The organism is Pseudomonas sp. NFACC42-2, assembly GCF_900116055.1.
In the GTDB taxonomy this organism is placed as follows: Bacteria; Pseudomonadota; Gammaproteobacteria; order Pseudomonadales; family Pseudomonadaceae; genus Aquipseudomonas; species Aquipseudomonas marginalis.
In genome coordinates this window covers 23,123-38,267 of the sequence record NZ_FOZO01000009.1, presented here as the reverse complement: position 1 = coordinate 38,267, position 15,145 = coordinate 23,123, and the positions used below count along the sequence as shown (strand labels likewise).

General features: G+C 61.2%; 18 protein-coding genes. 8 read left to right on the top strand and 10 right to left on the bottom strand.

Annotated features, from left to right (window positions below; all coding sequences use genetic code 11):
• Positions 1-16: 16 nt before the first annotated feature.
• From BM416_RS17665 to BM416_RS17650, 4 genes are all read right to left on the bottom strand, one after another.
• The gene (locus BM416_RS17665) at positions 17-1,426 is read right to left on the bottom strand and encodes an MFS transporter (protein WP_092488905.1); all 1,410 of its coding nucleotides are present in this window, start codon (positions 1,424-1,426) and stop codon (positions 17-19) included.
• A 12-nt stretch (positions 1,427-1,438) separates the two neighbouring features.
• Entirely contained in the window at positions 1,439-2,176 is a 738-nt protein-coding gene (locus tag BM416_RS17660; protein ID WP_092488904.1) for an NAD-dependent epimerase/dehydratase family protein, read from the bottom strand.
• Between the two features lie 10 nt (positions 2,177-2,186).
• Positions 2,187-2,819 carry a glutathione S-transferase family protein gene (locus tag BM416_RS17655; protein ID WP_027605611.1) on the bottom strand — a complete coding sequence of 211 codons (633 nt, stop codon included), beginning with the start codon at positions 2,817-2,819 and terminating at the stop codon, positions 2,187-2,189.
• Between the two features lie 89 nt (positions 2,820-2,908).
• Positions 2,909-3,940: an HTH-type transcriptional regulator GntR gene (locus BM416_RS17650; protein ID WP_175539082.1), complete on the bottom strand. Its 1,032-nt coding sequence runs from the start codon at positions 3,938-3,940 to the stop codon at positions 2,909-2,911.
• Positions 3,941-4,152: 212 nt separating this feature from the next.
• Here BM416_RS17650 and BM416_RS17645 point away from each other — a divergent pair, with 212 nt between their 5' ends.
• Positions 4,153-4,686 (top strand): gluconokinase, encoded by a 534-nt coding sequence (locus BM416_RS17645; protein ID WP_027605613.1) that lies wholly within the window; start codon positions 4,153-4,155, stop codon positions 4,684-4,686.
• A gap of 84 nt (positions 4,687-4,770) precedes the next feature.
• A complete protein-coding gene (locus BM416_RS17640) occupies positions 4,771-6,123 on the top strand; it encodes a GntP family permease (protein ID WP_092488902.1) in 1,353 nt (450 codons plus the stop codon).
• Positions 6,124-6,218: 95 nt separating this feature from the next.
• Here BM416_RS17640 and alaC read toward each other — a convergent pair whose 3' ends face one another.
• The gene (gene alaC, locus BM416_RS17635) at positions 6,219-7,430 is read right to left on the bottom strand and encodes an alanine transaminase (RefSeq protein WP_092488901.1); all 1,212 of its coding nucleotides are present in this window, start codon (positions 7,428-7,430) and stop codon (positions 6,219-6,221) included.
• 196 nt (positions 7,431-7,626) lie between these two features.
• Here alaC and BM416_RS17630 point away from each other — a divergent pair, with 196 nt between their 5' ends.
• Positions 7,627-8,106 carry a GyrI-like domain-containing protein gene (locus tag BM416_RS17630; protein WP_092488900.1) on the top strand — a complete coding sequence of 160 codons (480 nt, stop codon included), beginning with the start codon at positions 7,627-7,629 and terminating at the stop codon, positions 8,104-8,106.
• A gap of 41 nt (positions 8,107-8,147) precedes the next feature.
• Here BM416_RS17630 and BM416_RS17625 read toward each other — a convergent pair whose 3' ends face one another.
• The 3 genes from BM416_RS17625 to BM416_RS17615 are packed head-to-tail and all read right to left on the bottom strand — an operon-like array spanning position 8,148 to position 10,160.
• Positions 8,148-9,356, bottom strand: a complete 1,209-nt coding sequence (locus BM416_RS17625; protein ID WP_092488899.1) for a type II toxin-antitoxin system HipA family toxin — start codon at positions 9,354-9,356, stop codon at positions 8,148-8,150.
• Positions 9,349-9,603, bottom strand: coding sequence for a helix-turn-helix domain-containing protein (locus BM416_RS17620; protein ID WP_092488898.1), 255 nt, complete (start codon positions 9,601-9,603; stop codon positions 9,349-9,351). The genes BM416_RS17625 and BM416_RS17620 overlap by 8 nt, the downstream gene beginning before the upstream one ends.
• 47 nt (positions 9,604-9,650) lie before the next feature.
• The gene (locus BM416_RS17615) at positions 9,651-10,160 is read right to left on the bottom strand and encodes a GNAT family N-acetyltransferase (RefSeq protein WP_092488897.1); all 510 of its coding nucleotides are present in this window, start codon (positions 10,158-10,160) and stop codon (positions 9,651-9,653) included.
• Positions 10,161-10,305: 145 nt separating this feature from the next.
• On the opposite strand from BM416_RS17615, the gene BM416_RS17610 reads away from it, so the two are divergent.
• Genes BM416_RS17610 through BM416_RS17595 form a run of 4 tightly spaced genes read left to right on the top strand, consistent with a single transcriptional unit; the run spans position 10,306 to position 12,846 of the window.
• Entirely contained in the window at positions 10,306-10,725 is a 420-nt protein-coding gene (locus BM416_RS17610; protein WP_065925269.1) for a YybH family protein, read from the top strand.
• A 42-nt stretch (positions 10,726-10,767) separates the two neighbouring features.
• The gene (locus BM416_RS17605) at positions 10,768-11,112 is read left to right on the top strand and encodes a YciI family protein (protein WP_092488896.1); all 345 of its coding nucleotides are present in this window, start codon (positions 10,768-10,770) and stop codon (positions 11,110-11,112) included.
• 34 nt (positions 11,113-11,146) lie between these two features.
• The gene (locus tag BM416_RS17600) at positions 11,147-11,626 is read left to right on the top strand and encodes an SRPBCC family protein (protein ID WP_092488895.1); all 480 of its coding nucleotides are present in this window, start codon (positions 11,147-11,149) and stop codon (positions 11,624-11,626) included.
• Complete coding sequence (locus BM416_RS17595) at positions 11,623-12,846, top strand: RNA polymerase sigma factor (protein ID WP_092488894.1); 1,224 nt, start codon at positions 11,623-11,625, stop codon at positions 12,844-12,846. The genes BM416_RS17600 and BM416_RS17595 overlap by 4 nt, the downstream gene beginning before the upstream one ends.
• Before the next feature lie 124 nt (positions 12,847-12,970).
• Here BM416_RS17595 and BM416_RS17590 read toward each other — a convergent pair whose 3' ends face one another.
• Entirely contained in the window at positions 12,971-13,825 is an 855-nt protein-coding gene (locus BM416_RS17590; RefSeq protein ID WP_065925265.1) for a LysR family transcriptional regulator, read from the bottom strand.
• An 88-nt stretch (positions 13,826-13,913) separates the two neighbouring features.
• Between BM416_RS17590 and BM416_RS17585 the strand changes: the two genes are divergently transcribed.
• Positions 13,914-14,426: a multidrug/biocide efflux PACE transporter gene (locus BM416_RS17585; RefSeq protein WP_092488893.1), complete on the top strand. Its 513-nt coding sequence runs from the start codon at positions 13,914-13,916 to the stop codon at positions 14,424-14,426.
• Here the strand turns inward: BM416_RS17585 and BM416_RS17580 are convergent.
• Complete coding sequence (locus BM416_RS17580) at positions 14,325-15,083, bottom strand: SDR family NAD(P)-dependent oxidoreductase (protein WP_092488892.1); 759 nt, start codon at positions 15,081-15,083, stop codon at positions 14,325-14,327. The two genes, BM416_RS17585 and BM416_RS17580, sit on opposite strands and share 102 nt — an antisense overlap.
• Positions 15,084-15,145: the final 62 nt, after the last annotated feature.

The window sequence follows — 15,145 nt, the reverse complement described above, 5'->3', positions numbered from 1 at the left end:
CGGCCAACCGTTGCCGTCAATGGGCGATATTTTCCAAGGCCAGGTTGCGCGTACGCGGGCCGAACCAACTGATGGTGATCATCACGATCAGCATGCTGCTGGCAATAAACGCCAACACACCGGGTGTGCCCAGGTGTTCGAGGATAAAACCGATCAACAGGCTGCTGAACACCGTCGACAAGCGGCTGAACGAATAGCAGAACCCCACCGCCCGCGCGCGGATATTGGTCGGGAACAGCTCGCTCTGGTAGGAGTGGTAACTGAAGCTCAGCCAGGCGTTGCAGAAGGTGATCATCACCCCGCAGATCACCAGCCCCACCGCCGTGGTCTGCAACGCGAACAGGCTGCCGAAGATCACCGCACCCATGGCGGAGCCGACGATCTGCCATTTGTTTTCAAAGCGATTGGCCACCTTCACAAACAGCAACGGCCCCAGCGGGTAGGCGAGGGTAATGATAAAGGCGTACAGCAAGCTGTGGGTCACGCTGACACCCTGGCCCGAAAGCAGCGCCGGCAACCAGTTGCCGAAACCAAAGAAGCCGATGGCCTGGAACACATGGAACACAATCAGCATCAACGCACGGCGGCGGTACGGCGGTTGCCAGATGTCGGCAAAACGGCCGCTGCCTTGCACGCTGACGGTTTCGGGTTCGGGGTCGTCCAGCGGTTTGCCATGGTCTTTCCGGCAGCGCGCCTCCAGGGTGTCCATGATCCTGTCGGCTTCTTCGAAGCGGCCTTTCTGCGCCAGCCAGCGCGGTGATTCCGGCAGGCGCTTGCGCAGCTGCCAGATAAACAGCGCAAACACCGCACTGCTCAGCACCACCCAGCGCCAGCCAGACACCCCGAACGGCGCCTGGGGCACCAGCCACCATGACATCAATGCCACGGCCGGCACCGACAGGAACTGGATGAAAAACGCAAAGGCGAACGCCGAACTGCGCATGCGCTTGGGCACCAGTTCAGACAGATAGGCGTCGATGGTCACCAGCTCGATGCCCAGGCCGATGCCCACCAGGAAACGCATGCCGATGATGCCCAGCGCGGACGTCTGAATGCCCATCAACACCGTGGCGACGGTGTACCAGATCAGCGCGAAGGTGAAGATCGCCCGGCGCCCGAAGCGGTCGGCGATGGGGCTGAGCAGGCTGGCGCCGAGGAACAGGCCGAGGAAGGTCGCCGAGGCGAAAGCCGCCTGGTCGGAGAAGCCGAACACGCCCTCGCTGCCGGTGTGGAAAATCCCGTCACTGATCAGGCCGGGGCTGATGTAGGCGGTCTGGAACAAGTCATACAGCTCGAAAAAACCGCCGATCGACAGCAGCGCCACCAGGCGCCAGACCGTGGCGACGGCGGGCAGGCGGTCGATACGCGCGCTGATATGGGCGGCGCGGATCGGGTCGATGCCGTCTGTAGCAGGGAGTGCAGGCATGGCGGGAAAAACTCAGTCAGTGATAGGGATATCGAAGGTCTGAAATGCGTCGTCCAGCGGATGGTAACCCAACACCCGCGTGGTTTCGCTCAGGTCCAGGCGCTTGAAGCGGTTATTGGAAATGCCATGGGCGATCAGGTGTTTCACGCCCTCGGCCTCCACTGCACGTTGCAGCAGCTGCACGGCGTCCCGCGGGCTGAGCCAGGCGCTGAGGTCGCGGGCGTTGTTCAGGTCGTGGGTTTCAACGAATTCGAACGCGCCGATGCGCAGGGCAATCGTCGACAGCGGGGTTTTCGCCGCGTAGTAGCCACACAGCGCTTCGCCGTAGCATTTGCTCACGCCATACAGGTTGGCCGGCATCACCTGCATGCCTGGGGTGATCTGCCGGTCTACCGGGTAGCCTTCGATGGTTTGCGCGCTGCTGGCGAACACCAGGCGCTGTACACCCGCCGCCACGGCGGCTTCGAACAGGTAGGTGGTGGCGAGGATATTGTTCGGCAGCAATTCGTCGAACGTGGCGCTGGCGTGGGGGATGCCCGACAGGTGCACGATCACATCGATGCCTTCGAGCAGGCTGGCGAGGCTGGCTTTGTCGCTGAGGTCTGTGTGCACGAAGCGGTGTTCGCCCGGGTCGAAATCAGGCGCGACGCGGTCGGTGAGGGTGAAACGGTAGCGGTCTCTCGAGGCTTCGAAAAACGTCTTGCCGATTCTGCCGCAGGCGCCGGTGAGCAGTACGTTGAGTCCTTTCACGTGCGTCTCCTCAGTTGTGACCGTCGAGGGCGAAGAGCTGGAAGCCGTGGTGCTGGCCGAGGCGCTGGTAGTAGGCGGCAATGGCGGGGTAGGCCGGGCGCGCCATGGGCGTCATCTGCCAGCGGTGCACCGAGAGGCCGATGAGGATGTCGGCGAGGGTGAATTCATCGCCGGCAACAAAGGCCCCGGTTTTGCTCAGTTGTTGCTCGAGGATGCCCATCTTGTCGTTCCATCGTTGCACGGCGGCTTCAATCTGCGCCGCGTCCAGGCCGTCCGGGTTATTGCGTACCAGGGCGGTGAAAGCATCGCCCCAGGCACGGTTGAGCTCGACGGCCTGCCAGTCGATCCACTGCTCGACCCGGGCCCGTGGGGCGGGCTCGATGGGCAGCAGGTCGTGGCGCTGGTAAAGCCCCACCAGGTAGCGGCAGATGGTATTGGACTCCCACAGCACGCCGTGGTCGTCGATCAGCACGGGTATCTGCGCGTTGGGGTTCAGGGCGAGGAATTCGGCGGACTGGGTGGGCTGGAAGCCGATGCCCCAGTCTTCGCGCACGTAGTCGATGCCCAGTTCCTGGCAGGTCCAGAGCACTTTGCGCACGTTGATGGAGGACGTGCGACCCAGGATTTTCAGTGAATGTGCCATGGTGCTTTCCTTGCGATGGAGAACAGCCAATCTAGCAGGAGGGAGAAGCTACGGCGATGCCTCCGAGCGGGCGAGGTCAAAATGTGGGACTACGTGCTCTCGCGAACCTGCAACTCAAACCCCATGTCCACCACCGGCTTGGCGATCCTGTTGCCTGCCATGATCGTCAACAAATGCTCCGCCGCCCGCCGCCCGATCGCTTCCCTGGGCGTGCTGATGCTGCTCAGGCGCGGCACCATGAAGGACGACGCCGGCAAGTCGTTGAAGCCCAGCACCGCGACACGTTCTGGGACTTTGATGCCGTGGCGCATGGCTTCCAGCAGCGCGCCCTGGGCCAGGTCGTCGTTGCCGAAGAAGATCGCATCCACATCCGGATGGGCGGCCAGCAGTTGCAGGAACAACTCGCCGCCCAGGCCCACCGAGGAAGGGCGTGGTGTCAGCAGTTCCAGCGCCGGGTCGTACAGGCCCGCCTGTTGCAGCGCGCGGCGGAAGCCTTCGCCACGCAGCAGGGTGCGTTGGTCCAGTTGCGCGCCGATGTACGCCAGGCGCTTGCGCCCACGGGAGATCAAATGTGCGGCCGCGGTTTCACCCGCCGCCAACTGCGAGAAGCCCACGCAGTTCACGCCGGCATTGGGGTCCAGGTCCATCATGTACACACACGGCACATTGCTGGCCTCGACCATCCGTCGGGCGCTTTCGGTGCGATCGAAGCCGGTCAGCAGCAACCCCCGTGGCTGATAGGCCATGTAGTTGCGCAGCAGGTTTTCCTCTTCGTCGCGTGAATAGTGGGAGTTGCCGATCAGTACTTCAAAGCCCTTGGGCCGCAGCACCTGGTGGATGGCTTCGAGGGTTTCGATAAACAGCAGGTTGGACAACGACGGCACCAGGACTACCACCGAATGGCTCTGGGCCGAAGCCAGGGCACGGGCGGCGGGATTGACCACGTAGTTGAGTTCGGCAGCGGCGTGCTGGACTTTTTCCACCAACTCGGTGGCCACGGTGCTGATGCCGCGCAACGCGCGGGAGGCGGTAATCGGGCTGACGCCGGCCAGGCGGGCAACTTCGTTAAGGGTAGGGCGACCGGTGGTGCGGGTATTTTTATCGTTCTTGGAGGTCATCAGGCGGCTTGCCAAACAAAAATCGAGGCACTAAGGTAGCGCTGTCTCCAAAAGGCTGCAAATTATTGAACTATGGGTTGCCTGATCCGGTTCAAATGATTGGAGCGGATGCACGCGTCACTCCATAAAAATGACAAGACGGCGCGGGAAAAGCCTGTTTTTGCACTTGCCTCACCGCGTGCAAAGGTAGCGCTATCTGCGTCTTGAGGTGTTTCATGAGTCAACCTGTTACCGCCCTGGTCATCATGGGTGTTGCCGGCTGTGGCAAAACCAGCGTCAGCGAGGCCCTGTGCCGCCTGAACGGTGCCACCGCCATTGAAGGCGACAGCTTTCACCCCGCCGCGAACATCGAAAAGATGAGCGCCGGCCACCCCCTCAACGACGACGACCGCGCCGGTTGGCTCGACATCCTGTGCGATGAACTGCGCCGTTCGCTCAAGGCCGGTGAACATCCGGTGCTCACCTGCTCCGCGCTGAAAAAGAAATACCGCGACCACCTGCGAGAAGCCGCCCCGGGCCTGGGCTTTGTATTCCTGGAACTGACCCGCGAAGTCGCCGCCGACCGCGTGTCCCATCGCCCCGGCCATTTCATGCCGGCCAGCCTCATCGACAGCCAGTTCGCCACCCTTGAATCGCCCAAGGGCGAGCCGTTGACCCTGGCCCTCAACGCCAGCGAAGACAGCGTCGAGGAGTTGGCCAGGCAGACCAACGCCTGGTGGCTGACACACGGTTTTGAACCATCCAACTGATTTTTTGCCGGAAAAGATAGCGCTATCCCCGGCAGGAAATTCAACACCCGCTTTAATAACAACAACAAACAGGAGAGACCCCCCATGTTTGGCATGTCCCACGAGTCGTACCTGCTGTTAGATGCAGTCGTTACCATCATCGGGCTGATCGTCTTGATCACCCGCTTCAAGGTTCACCCATTTATTGCGCTGATCATCGCGGCCGGCTTCCTTGGCCTGACCTCGGGCATGCCGGTGGACAAGATCATCAAGGCGTTCCAGGACGGTTTCGGCGGGGTGCTCGGCTTTGTCGGCATCATCCTCGCGCTGGGCACCATGCTCGGCAAGATGATGGCCGAATCCGGCGGTGCCGATCAGATCGCCCAGACCCTGATCCGCGCCTTTGGCAAGGACAAGGTCCAGTGGGCCATGATGTTCGCCGCGTTCCTGGTGGGCATTCCGCTGTTCTTCGAGATCGGCTTTGTACTGCTGATCCCGCTGGTGTTTATCGTTGCGCGCCGCACCGGCGTGTCGCTGATCAAGATCGGCATCCCGCTGCTCGCCGGCCTGTCGGCAGTCCACGGCCTGGTGCCGCCGCACCCGGGCCCGCTGCTGGCCATCGGCGTTTTTGGTGCCGACATCGGCAAGACCATCCTGTACGGCCTGATCGTCGCGCTGCCGACGGCCATTATCGCCGGCCCGATCTTCGGTACGTTTATCGCCAAGTACATCCCGGGCAACCCGTCCCAGGAACTGGTCGACCAACTGGCCCGCGAGCCTGAGAACAAAAACCTGCCGAGCTTCGGTATCACCCTGGTCACCGTGCTGCTGCCGGTGTTCCTGATGCTGCTCAAAACCTTCGCCGACATCGCCTTTGCCGAAGGCAATGTGGTGCGCAACTGGATGGACATGATCGGTCACCCGATCACCGCCTTGCTGCTGGCGTTGCTGCTGTCGCTGTACACCTTTGGCAGTCGCCAGGGCATCCATTCCAAGCAGATCCTCAAGCTGCTCGACGCCAGCCTTGCGCCGACCGCCGCGATCATCCTGATCATCGGTGCCGGTGGTGGCTTCAAGCAGATGCTGGTGACCAGCGGCGTGGGTGACGTGATCGGCCACATGGCGGTGAACGCACAGATCAACCCGATCCTGCTGGCGTGGCTGGTAGCGGCGGTAATTCGTGTGGCGACCGGTTCGGCCACCGTGGCGACCATTACCGGCGCGGGCATCGTGGTGCCGGTGGTGGGGATGATTCCGGGGGTTAACCGTGAGTTGCTGGTGTTGGCGACGGGGGCGGGTTCGTTGATCCTGTCGCACGTCAACGATGCGGGGTTCTGGCTGGTGAAGCAGTACTTCAACATGACCGTGGCCGAGACCTTCAAGACCTGGACTGCGATGGAGACCATCCTGTCCATTGTGGCGTTGATCTTTATCATGCTGCTGTCGTTGGTGGTCTAACCGACACACCGGCAGCAAGGGTGAAAACCCAATGCAACTGTGGGAGGGGGCAAGCCCCTCCCACATTTTGACCACATTTGTTCAGGTGGATCGGGTCAGGCTTTAGTGACCAACCCATCCGCCCGGAACATCCCGCGAATCCCGCGCACCGCCTGGCGAATCCGGTCCTGGTTCTCGATCAGCGCAAAGCGCACGTGATCGTCGCCATACTCACCAAAACCAATCCCCGGCGACACACAGACCTTCGCTTCCAGCAGCAGCTTCTTGGCAAACTCCAGCGAACCCATGGCGGCATACGCCTCGGGAATCTTCGCCCAGACGTACATCGACGCCTTGGGGTTCTCCACCATCCAGCCCAGCTCATGCAGGCCCTTGACCAGCACATTGCGGCGCTGGCGGTACTGCTCGGCGATGTCCTTCACACACTGTTGGTCGCCTTCCAGTGCGGCAATCGCGGCGACTTGCAGCGGGGTGAAGGTGCCATAGTCGTGGTAGCTCTTGATCCGCGCCAGGGCGTTGACCAGTTCCGGGTTGCCCACCATGAAACCGATGCGCCAGCCGGCCATGTTGTAGCTCTTGGACAGGGTGAAAAACTCCACCGCAATGTCCTTGGCGCCCGGCACCTGCATGATCGACGGGGCTTTCCAGCCGTCGTAGACGATGTCGGCGTAGGCCAGGTCATGCACCACCAGCACATCGTACTGCTTGGCCAGGGCGATCACCCGTTCGAAGAAATCCAGCTCCACGCACTGCGCGGTGGGATTGGACGGGAAGCCGAGGATCATCATCTTCGGCTTGGGGATCGAGCCGCGGATCGCCCGTTCCAGCTCGGCGAAGAAGTCCACGCCTGGAATCAGTGGCACCGAACGCACCTGGGCGCCGGCAATCACGGCACCGTAGATATGAATCGGGTAGCTCGGGTTGGGCACCAGCACCGTATCGCCCTGGTCCAGGGTGGCCAGCATCAGATGCGCCAGGCCTTCCTTGGAACCGATGGTCACGATGGCTTCGGTCTCGGGGTCGATGTCCACTGCGTAGCGATCCTTGTACCAGCGCGAAATTGCCCGGCGCAGACGCGGAATGCCTTTGGAGGTGGAATAGCCGTGGGTGTCTTCACGCTGGGCGACGGTAACCATCTTCTCCACGATATGGGGAGGCGTGGCGCCGTCGGGGTTACCCATGCTCAAGTCGATGATGTCTTCGCCGCGCCGACGCGCAGCCATCTTCAGCTCGGCAGTGATATTGAAAACGTAAGGGGGGAGTCGATCTATGCGCGCAAAGCGGCGCGGCGAACCAAGGTCTGCCATTGTTGCCTCGAGAGTACGTAAGCGCCCGGAACCGTCCGAGCGACGTCGGCCACTGCGGTGGCCTGCGGAGCAGACAATACGGTCGATGATGGCCAGTTGTCCAGATACGTAGGAAAATTTTCTGCATGGAGTACTGCAAGGATATGCCCCTATACTCGATACGGGTTTGTTCCCTCATAAGAAGGAGACTGTTCGTATGGATCAGCAGACAAAACAACCGTTAGAGCCACGCATGGAAGAGGGCAAGGCCCTGGTGATCGCCGGGGTGCAAGGGCGTTATTCGAAGGCTACCGTGGGGGATATCCCCAAGTTGTGGAGCGTGTTCGACGAAAGCGTAAAACACATCAAGAAACGCGTCGGCGGGGTGACCTACGGCGTTTGCCATAACCCCAGCCACGGTGAGTTCGATTACATGGCCGGGGTGGAAGTACCGTCCAAAAGCGATGTGCCGAGCAACTTCGAGTCCGTCGAACTGCCTGCGCACCACTACGCCGTGTTCCCGCACTATGGCCCGGTGCAGGCACTGGAGCAGACCTATGAGCGCATCATGTTCGAGTGGTTGCCGCACTCGGGCTACAAGGTGGCGGGGGCGGATTTCGAGCGGTACAGCGCGGACTTTGATGGGCGCAAGGGCACGGGGACGGTGGAGATCTGGTTGCCCGTGGAACACAAGTAACCCACTGGCTGAACGCTTGTCTCGCCGCAACCACAGGACGTTCAGCCACCAAAGCTGAGGTGATAGCCCTGCGCAGATTGACGTATGGCTTTCGCTACATCAGGGGCCAGCCGGCAGTAATCGTCTTCGCGCTTGAGCACGGCTTCCAGGGTTTGAAGGAGTGCCTGAATGCGCGCTTCGGGATTTTCAATTTCGCAGGTTCTTGCAAATTCCAGGATGCCCAGGCGTGCGGCAAACAATGATTTGTTGCCGGACAGGTCAAGTGCCAGTGAGTCCTCAGGGAGATAGGCGGTGGTGTTCACAATGTCGTATACCGGTGCCAGCCGGGTATCCGATTTCAGCGGGTCGCTATAGAGCACGCCGAAGTTCTTCAAGTGAGCGTCGCCATTACCCACTATGCAGCTCAGTGCCACGCTGTCGAACAATTGATCGAGCGAGCTGCGTTGATGTTCTGGGGCGCAGAACACGCGTACGGCCTTGGCGATCGCTGCGTAACTCTTGGTGTACTTCTGCTCCGCAGACAGGCCCATCAAGGTGGTCATGTCTTCGAAACCCAGCGGGTTGAGCTGCTCGTCCCGATCAAAGCGCCGCATGATGAACAGCTTATTATTCTGCGACAGGTAAAACGGTGGCACCGGCAAGCCTGCATCCCGGGCGATGGACATGCACAGGTACTCATTGATGGCCAACCCCGGAAACTCATCGCGCCCGCTTTTGATAATCAGGTCGTTGGTTTTCGACGTGAATTTCTGCGCGGATGCCTGCGGTTTTTCCGGCACCAGTACTTTGGGCTGCACGCCAGAAATACCTGCTCGCAGGATGTAGCGATCCACCAGTTCGAGGAACAGATCCTCCGCGCCGTCCCAGGCGAGAATTTCGTTGAGGTTTTCTCCGTTGGAGGGAGGGCTGTTGCGCAGGATCAGGTCGTTTACTTGATCCGAAGACACAAACACCCTACCAATCGGTGCACTGCTGCCCGAGAGTGCCAGCAACAACATCGGATCGACCTTGACCGTCTTGGCGAGGCGATTGCGCAATTGCTCCAGAACGTAGCCTTCCGGCAGGTTCATCTGGAAGATGGGGTGAAGTTCTCGGCGGCGATATTCTTCGGCGCGAACGGGCATCGTCAGGCTGACTGCGGTTTGTGCCCGCGGGTTATCGCCGTAGCGGAACAAATAGTCGTTGGCACTCATCAACACGCTGCCGCTTTTACCTTGAGGGGTATGAACGCGCAAATGGGGGCTAATCATTGAACAAGTCCTCCAGTTCCTCCAGGGTCGGCAGGGTCACAGGCACTAATTTGAATTCGCTGCCCAAGGCGGCAATCACTCGGGCATAGGCATTCATTGAGACCGAGAGGCTGCCTTGTTCGACTTCTATCAGCTTCTGCCGGGTAACCCCTGCAAGTTTCGCCAGATCCGCTTGTTTATAGCCACGGTTAAGTCGCATGGCGCGAATTTGGCTGCCCAGTCGCTGAGTGATAACCGAAGTATCCATGTCATGTATTCATTACTTTTTAATCAAAAGTTATGTATACGTTACATTTAAAGGAAGTCAAGACCGCTTCGACCGAACACCCACCTCAACCTCCGCTCATACCCAATCCGGCCCTTATACGCCTCCCCGCTGTCCACCCATCCTGCGCCCAGATACAGCCTCATCGCCGCCACATTGTCCGTGTCCACCGACAACTCCAGCGCCTTGATCTGCGGCCACGCCTGCAAGGCCGCCGCCGGCAAGGCTTGCAGACAGGCCTTGCCGAATCCACGCCCTTGCTGCTGCCGATCCACCTGCAACGCATGCAGCGTTGCGCTGTGTTCATCGGCCCAGTGGGGCAGGCAGGGTGGGCGTTTGAGCAGGAGGAAGGCTACCGGACTGTCGTCGGCCAGCAGGGCAAAGCCTTTGACGCCGGGGCTGGGCTTGGCCAGGAGCGAATTGAGGGCGCAATACATGTCGCCGCAAAACGGCAACTGTTCAGGGTGAACTTCGATGGCGCTGACGTGCTGTTGTTGCACGGCATTCAGCGCCTCGTAGGAGACAAGGCGGGTTTGCATCGGCGTGTCCGAACAGCGGCAAGGAAGGGCGCAGTCTATCGGGTTTGTGCTGGACGACATTATTTTTCAACGGGCTGTCGATTTGCCCGAGGGCCGTTCGACTAAGGGTGTCTTCCGTGATTTTCCAACCCTAAGGAGTATCGCCATGAGTACCGCAATCAACACCCTGATCGAGCAATGGAAGCAAGCCGTACTTTCCCGGAATATCGACAAGATTGTCAGCTATTACGCCGACGATATCGTCTCGTTCGACGCCGTGACCGCCCTGCAATTCAAAGGTAAGGCGGCCTACCGTGCGCACTGGGAAGCCTGCATGGAGCACTGCCCCGGCCCGGGCATTTTCGAGTTCCACGAACTGCGTATCGTCGAGTCCCAGGACAGCGCATTCGCCCACTGGCTCGCCCACTGCGGCGGCGCCGGGCCGGACGGTGAAGTGAAGGCCTGCTGGATGCGCGTGACCGCCGGTTATCAACGCTTCAACGGCGACTGGAAGGTGGTGCATGAGCATTGGTCGGCGCCGTTCGACATGGCAAGCGGAACGGCATTGTTCGACCTGAAACCTTGAGTGCCGCGAACTATAGTCAATAGTCCGAAAACGGAGACGCACATGAAATACCTCTGCCTGATCTACAGCAACGAGCAGGTGCTGCACACCTCGCCGGACAGCCCCGCAGACCCGGAGTGTCTTGCCTATGCGCAGTCCATCCAAAAAAGTGGCCGTATGCTCGCCGCCGAGCCGCTGGAGTCGGTAACCACCGCCACCACGGTGCGCATGCGCAATGGCAAGGTGTCGATCACCGACGGGCCGTTTGCCGAAACCAAGGAACAGCTCGCCGGCTTCTACCTGATCGAAGCCAAGGATTTGAACGACGCGATCCAGGTGGCCGGTGGGATTCCGGCCGCCCGGGTCGGCAGTGTGGAAGTGCGCCCTGTGCGCCAATTGAATCTCTGAACACAACAACCATAAGACTTGAGGAGGTTTAGCCATGCCTACGCAACCTGCCGAATTTGAACTGTCCATCAGCCGCGTGATCGATGCGCCGCGCAGCCGGGTGTTCCGCGCCTGGACCGAACCCGCGTTGTTGCAACAATGGTGGGGCCCCCACGGCATGACCACCCCCGAGTGCGAAATGAACCTGTGGGTCGGCGGGCTGTTTCGCACCCTGATGCGTGCGCCGGATGGCAGTGAGTACCCGACCCAGGGCGTGTTCCTGGAAATCGTTGCCCCTCGGCGCCTGGTGTTTACCGACGCCTATACGCCGGGCTGGATCCCTTCGGGCAAACCGTTCATGACCGCCGAAGTGACGCTGCAGGAAGTCGAGGGTAGCAAGACCCTCTATACCGCCCGCGCCATGCACTGGAGCGTCGAAGACAAGCAGGCCCACGAAGCCATGGGCTTTCACGACGGCTGGGGCCAGAGCCTGGACCGCCTGGTGACGCTGGTGACCCAGGGCATGCGCGATTGACGCCTCCCATCGAGGCGATCTACCGCAGTGAGTCCCGGCGCGTCCTCGCCACCCTGATCCGCCTGCTGGGGGATTTCGACCTCGCCGAAGAAGCCTTGCACGAGGCGTTCTTCGTCGCGGTCGAGCGCTGGCCGCAAGAGGGCGTGCCGGACAACCCACGGGCCTGGCTGGTGTCGACCGGACGCTTCAAGGCCATCGACCGCCTGCGCCGCCAAGCCCGTTTTGCGCCCTTGTTGCAGGCGCAGGCCGACACACTGGAAGCCGCCGACTGGAGCGTTGAGGACGTGGAGGACGACCGCCTGCGCCTGATCTTCACCTGCTGCCACCCAGCGTTGGCGGCCGACGCCCAGGCGGCGCTGACCTTGCGTGAGATCTGCGATCTCACCACCGAGGAAATCGCCCGCGCCTTTCTGGCCACCCCCGCCACCATCGCGCAGCGCATCGTGCGCGCCAAGGGCAAGATTCGCGAGGCCAAAATCCCTTATCAGGTGCCGTCGCTGGCCGAGCTGCCCGAACGCCTCGACAGCGTACTGCGCGTGATTTACCTGGTGTTCAATGAAGGCTATTCGGCGTCCATGGGCGCGGACCTCACGCGCGAGGAACTGACCCGCGAAGCCATTCGCCTCGGCCGCCTGCTGCTGGAATTGCTGCCGGAGCCGGAAGTGATGGGCCTGCTGGCGCTGATGCTGTTGCACGAGTCCCGCCGCGCGGCGCGCACCTCGGCCAGCGGCGAGCTGGTGTTGTTGGATGAACAGGATCGTTCGCGGTGGGACACGTCGCTGATGGCTGAAGGTTGTGGGCTGGTGGAGCAGGCATTGAGCCGTCGCGGCTTTGGCCCGTACTGCCTGCAAGCGGCGATTGCAGCGGTGCATGCCGAAGCGCCCAGCGCCGGGGAAACGGATTGGCTGCAGATTATCGGGCTCTACGATGTGTTGCTCAGTGCCGCGCCGTCGCCGGTGATCGAGTTGAACCGCGCCGTGGCGGTGGCCATGGGCGAAGGGCCGTTGGCGGGGTTGCAGTTGGTGGAAGGTATTCTGGCGCGCGGGGAGTTGCTGGATTACCACCTGGCACATTCGGCGCGGGGCGAGTTTTGCCGGCAATTGGGGCGGGTGGAAGAGGCCCGGACAGCCTACGAAAAAGCCCTGTCACTGACCCGGCAAATTCCGGAAAAGCAATTCCTGGTGCACCGCCTGGCCGAACTCAATCTCCCCAAGCAATGAAGATCAAAAATGTGGGAGGGGGCTTGCCCCCGATAGCAGGGTGTCAGTCGCTGCATTGGGTGACTGACCCACCGTCATCGGGGGCAAGCCCCCTCCCACATTAATCTCAATTGTCTGAAAAAAATCACTCCAGCATCTTCCCCAACAACCAACTCCCTGCCGGCCCCGGCGGATGGTGCCGGGACCACAGTGCATCCACGGCTACCGAGCGCGGCCAACCCCGGGCCTTGAGTTCGACCAGTTGCCCGCCACCAAAGCGCTCCACCAGCCAGCGCGGAATCGGTGCCCAGCCAAACCCCAACTGGGCCATCTCCAACAGCATCAGGTAACTGGGGGCCGACCAGACACGGCCGTTGGCGCGGGTTTCGTTCGGGTTGATGATGCTGGCCAGGCGCAATTCGCGGTGCTGTTGCAGGGTGTGCGCGGTGAGGGTACCGACGCCCGCCAGCGGATGTCTGGGTGACACGAACAGGGCAATTTCCGTGCGCTCGTCCACGGGGGCGCGGGTCAGGTCCGGGGGATACTCTTCCTGGTGTTCAATAAACGCAATCTGCGCGCGGCCGCTTTGGACCAGGGCGATCAGGTCTTCGCATTCGGCGATCAGGCATTCCAGCTCCAGGTCCGGGTAGCGCTGTTCAAAGGCGCTGAGGGCGACCTCGAAACGGTCGGACTGGTAGGTATCGGACATGGCGATACTCAGCTTCGGCTCCAACCCCTGGGCCAACTGGCTCGCCGCCAATTCCAGCCGGCTGCTGGCCTCCAGCACCTGCTCGGCGCGTTGCAGCAACACATGGCCCGCCGGCGTCAGCGTCGGCTTGCGGCTGCTGCGATCGAACAGCACCACATCCAGGTCAATCTCCAGGCTCGCCACGGCCGCGCTGACGGTGGACTGGCTCTTGCCGAGCTTGCGCGCCGCCGCCGAAAACGAGCCTTGGGTGGCCGCCTGCACAAACGCCTGCAGCACTTCGTTAGAGGCCATGACTATCGCCTTGATCGATGGTTATTGGTTATGAAGTATCGAGTCAAAGGCTAATGATGACAACCATCGTCACTCACGGAGCCGGGTCATGAACCCTACCAAGTCGGTTACTGAACGTGTTTGCCAGGCCATTGGTTTCGAAGCCCTGGCGTTGTTGATCTGCACCCCGTTGCTGGCGTGGATCATGGACAAGCCTGCCCTGGAGATGGGCATGGTCACCCTGGCGATCAGCCTGTTGGCGCTGGCCTGGAACGTGATTTTCAACGGCCTGTTCGACCGCCTCAAGGCGCGCCTGCAACTGGCCAGCAACGGCTGGACCCGCGTGCTGCACGCCTTGATGTTTGAAGGTGGGTTGATCCTGGTGTGTGTACCGCTGATTGCCGCCTGGCTGAACATCAGCCTGGTGCAGGCGTTTATCCTCGACATAGGCGTACTGCTGTTTTTCCTGCCGTACACCTATGTGTATCACTGGGGGTATGACGTGCTGCGCGACAAGCTCCTACAGAAACATGCCGCCCGACGCCTCGATACGTTGGCCGGTGATCCAGGCACTACCGTCGGCGAGCAGGCTGGCAATGGCGCCGCCGATATCGTCCGGTAACCCGGCGCGGCCCAAGGCGGTATTGCTGGCGACCATGGCGTTGAGGTTGGCGTTGTCGCGCACGGCACCGCCACCGAAGTCGGTTTCAATGGCGCCGGGGGCCAGGATGTTGACGCTGATGCCACGCCCGCCGAGCTCTTTGGCCTGGTAGCGGGTCAGCACTTCCATCGCGCCTTTCATGGCGGCGTAAGCGGCGTAGCCGGGCAGGCTGAAACGCGCCAGGCCACTGGAAATATTGACGATGCGCCCACCGTCGCGGATCAATGGCAACAGCTGCTGGGTCAGGAAAAACGGACCCTTGAACTGGATCGCCACCAATTGATCGAACTGCGCTTCGGTGGTCTCGGCGAAGCTGGCGTGAATGCCGATACCGGCATTGTTGATCAGAAAATCGAAGCGGTCCTGTGCGAAAACGTCCTTGAGTACGCCAGCAACCTCACCGACGAAATCAGCGAACGTCGCGCTCTGGCTCACGTCCAGTTTCAGCATCGCGGCACGGCCGCCCAGTTGTTCGATCTGTGCGACCAAGGCCTGCGCTTCATCGGCCTTGCTGTGGTAAGTGCCAATGATGTCGACGCCTTGTGCCGCCAGGTGCAGGGCGGTGTTTTTGCCCAGGCCACGGCTGGCCCCGGTGATCAATGCGATTTTACGGTTCATGGTGATGTCCTCGATGATTGAGTGTGGGAAGCAGTGTATTTGTCCGGTCGTAACGTGATAAA

Bases quoted from the DNA above. Each gene is read 5' to 3' on its own strand.
- BM416_RS17645 (WP_027605613.1), top strand. From the start codon at position 4,153: ATGAGTCAACCTGTTACCGCCCTGGTCATCATGGGTGTTGCCGGCTGT.
- BM416_RS17580 (WP_092488892.1), bottom strand. From the start codon at position 15,083: ATGAACCGTAAAATCGCATTGATCACCGGGGCCAGCCGTGGCCTGGGC.
- BM416_RS17615 (WP_092488897.1), bottom strand. From the start codon at position 10,160: ATGCAAACCCGCCTTGTCTCCTACGAGGCGCTGAATGCCGTGCAACAA.
- BM416_RS17605 (WP_092488896.1), top strand. From the start codon at position 10,768: ATGAAATACCTCTGCCTGATCTACAGCAACGAGCAGGTGCTGCACACC.
- BM416_RS17630 (WP_092488900.1), top strand. From the start codon at position 7,627: ATGGATCAGCAGACAAAACAACCGTTAGAGCCACGCATGGAAGAGGGC.
- BM416_RS17620 (WP_092488898.1), bottom strand. From the start codon at position 9,603: ATGGATACTTCGGTTATCACTCAGCGACTGGGCAGCCAAATTCGCGCC.
- BM416_RS17610 (WP_065925269.1), top strand. From the start codon at position 10,306: ATGAGTACCGCAATCAACACCCTGATCGAGCAATGGAAGCAAGCCGTA.
- BM416_RS17585 (WP_092488893.1), top strand. From the start codon at position 13,914: ATGAACCCTACCAAGTCGGTTACTGAACGTGTTTGCCAGGCCATTGGT.
- BM416_RS17655 (WP_027605611.1), bottom strand. From the start codon at position 2,819: ATGGCACATTCACTGAAAATCCTGGGTCGCACGTCCTCCATCAACGTG.
- BM416_RS17665 (WP_092488905.1), bottom strand. From the start codon at position 1,426: ATGCCTGCACTCCCTGCTACAGACGGCATCGACCCGATCCGCGCCGCC.
- BM416_RS17640 (WP_092488902.1), top strand. From the start codon at position 4,771: ATGTTTGGCATGTCCCACGAGTCGTACCTGCTGTTAGATGCAGTCGTT.
- alaC (WP_092488901.1), bottom strand. From the start codon at position 7,430: ATGGCAGACCTTGGTTCGCCGCGCCGCTTTGCGCGCATAGATCGACTC.
- BM416_RS17590 (WP_065925265.1), bottom strand. From the start codon at position 13,825: ATGGCCTCTAACGAAGTGCTGCAGGCGTTTGTGCAGGCGGCCACCCAA.
- BM416_RS17625 (WP_092488899.1), bottom strand. From the start codon at position 9,356: ATGATTAGCCCCCATTTGCGCGTTCATACCCCTCAAGGTAAAAGCGGC.
- BM416_RS17600 (WP_092488895.1), top strand. From the start codon at position 11,147: ATGCCTACGCAACCTGCCGAATTTGAACTGTCCATCAGCCGCGTGATC.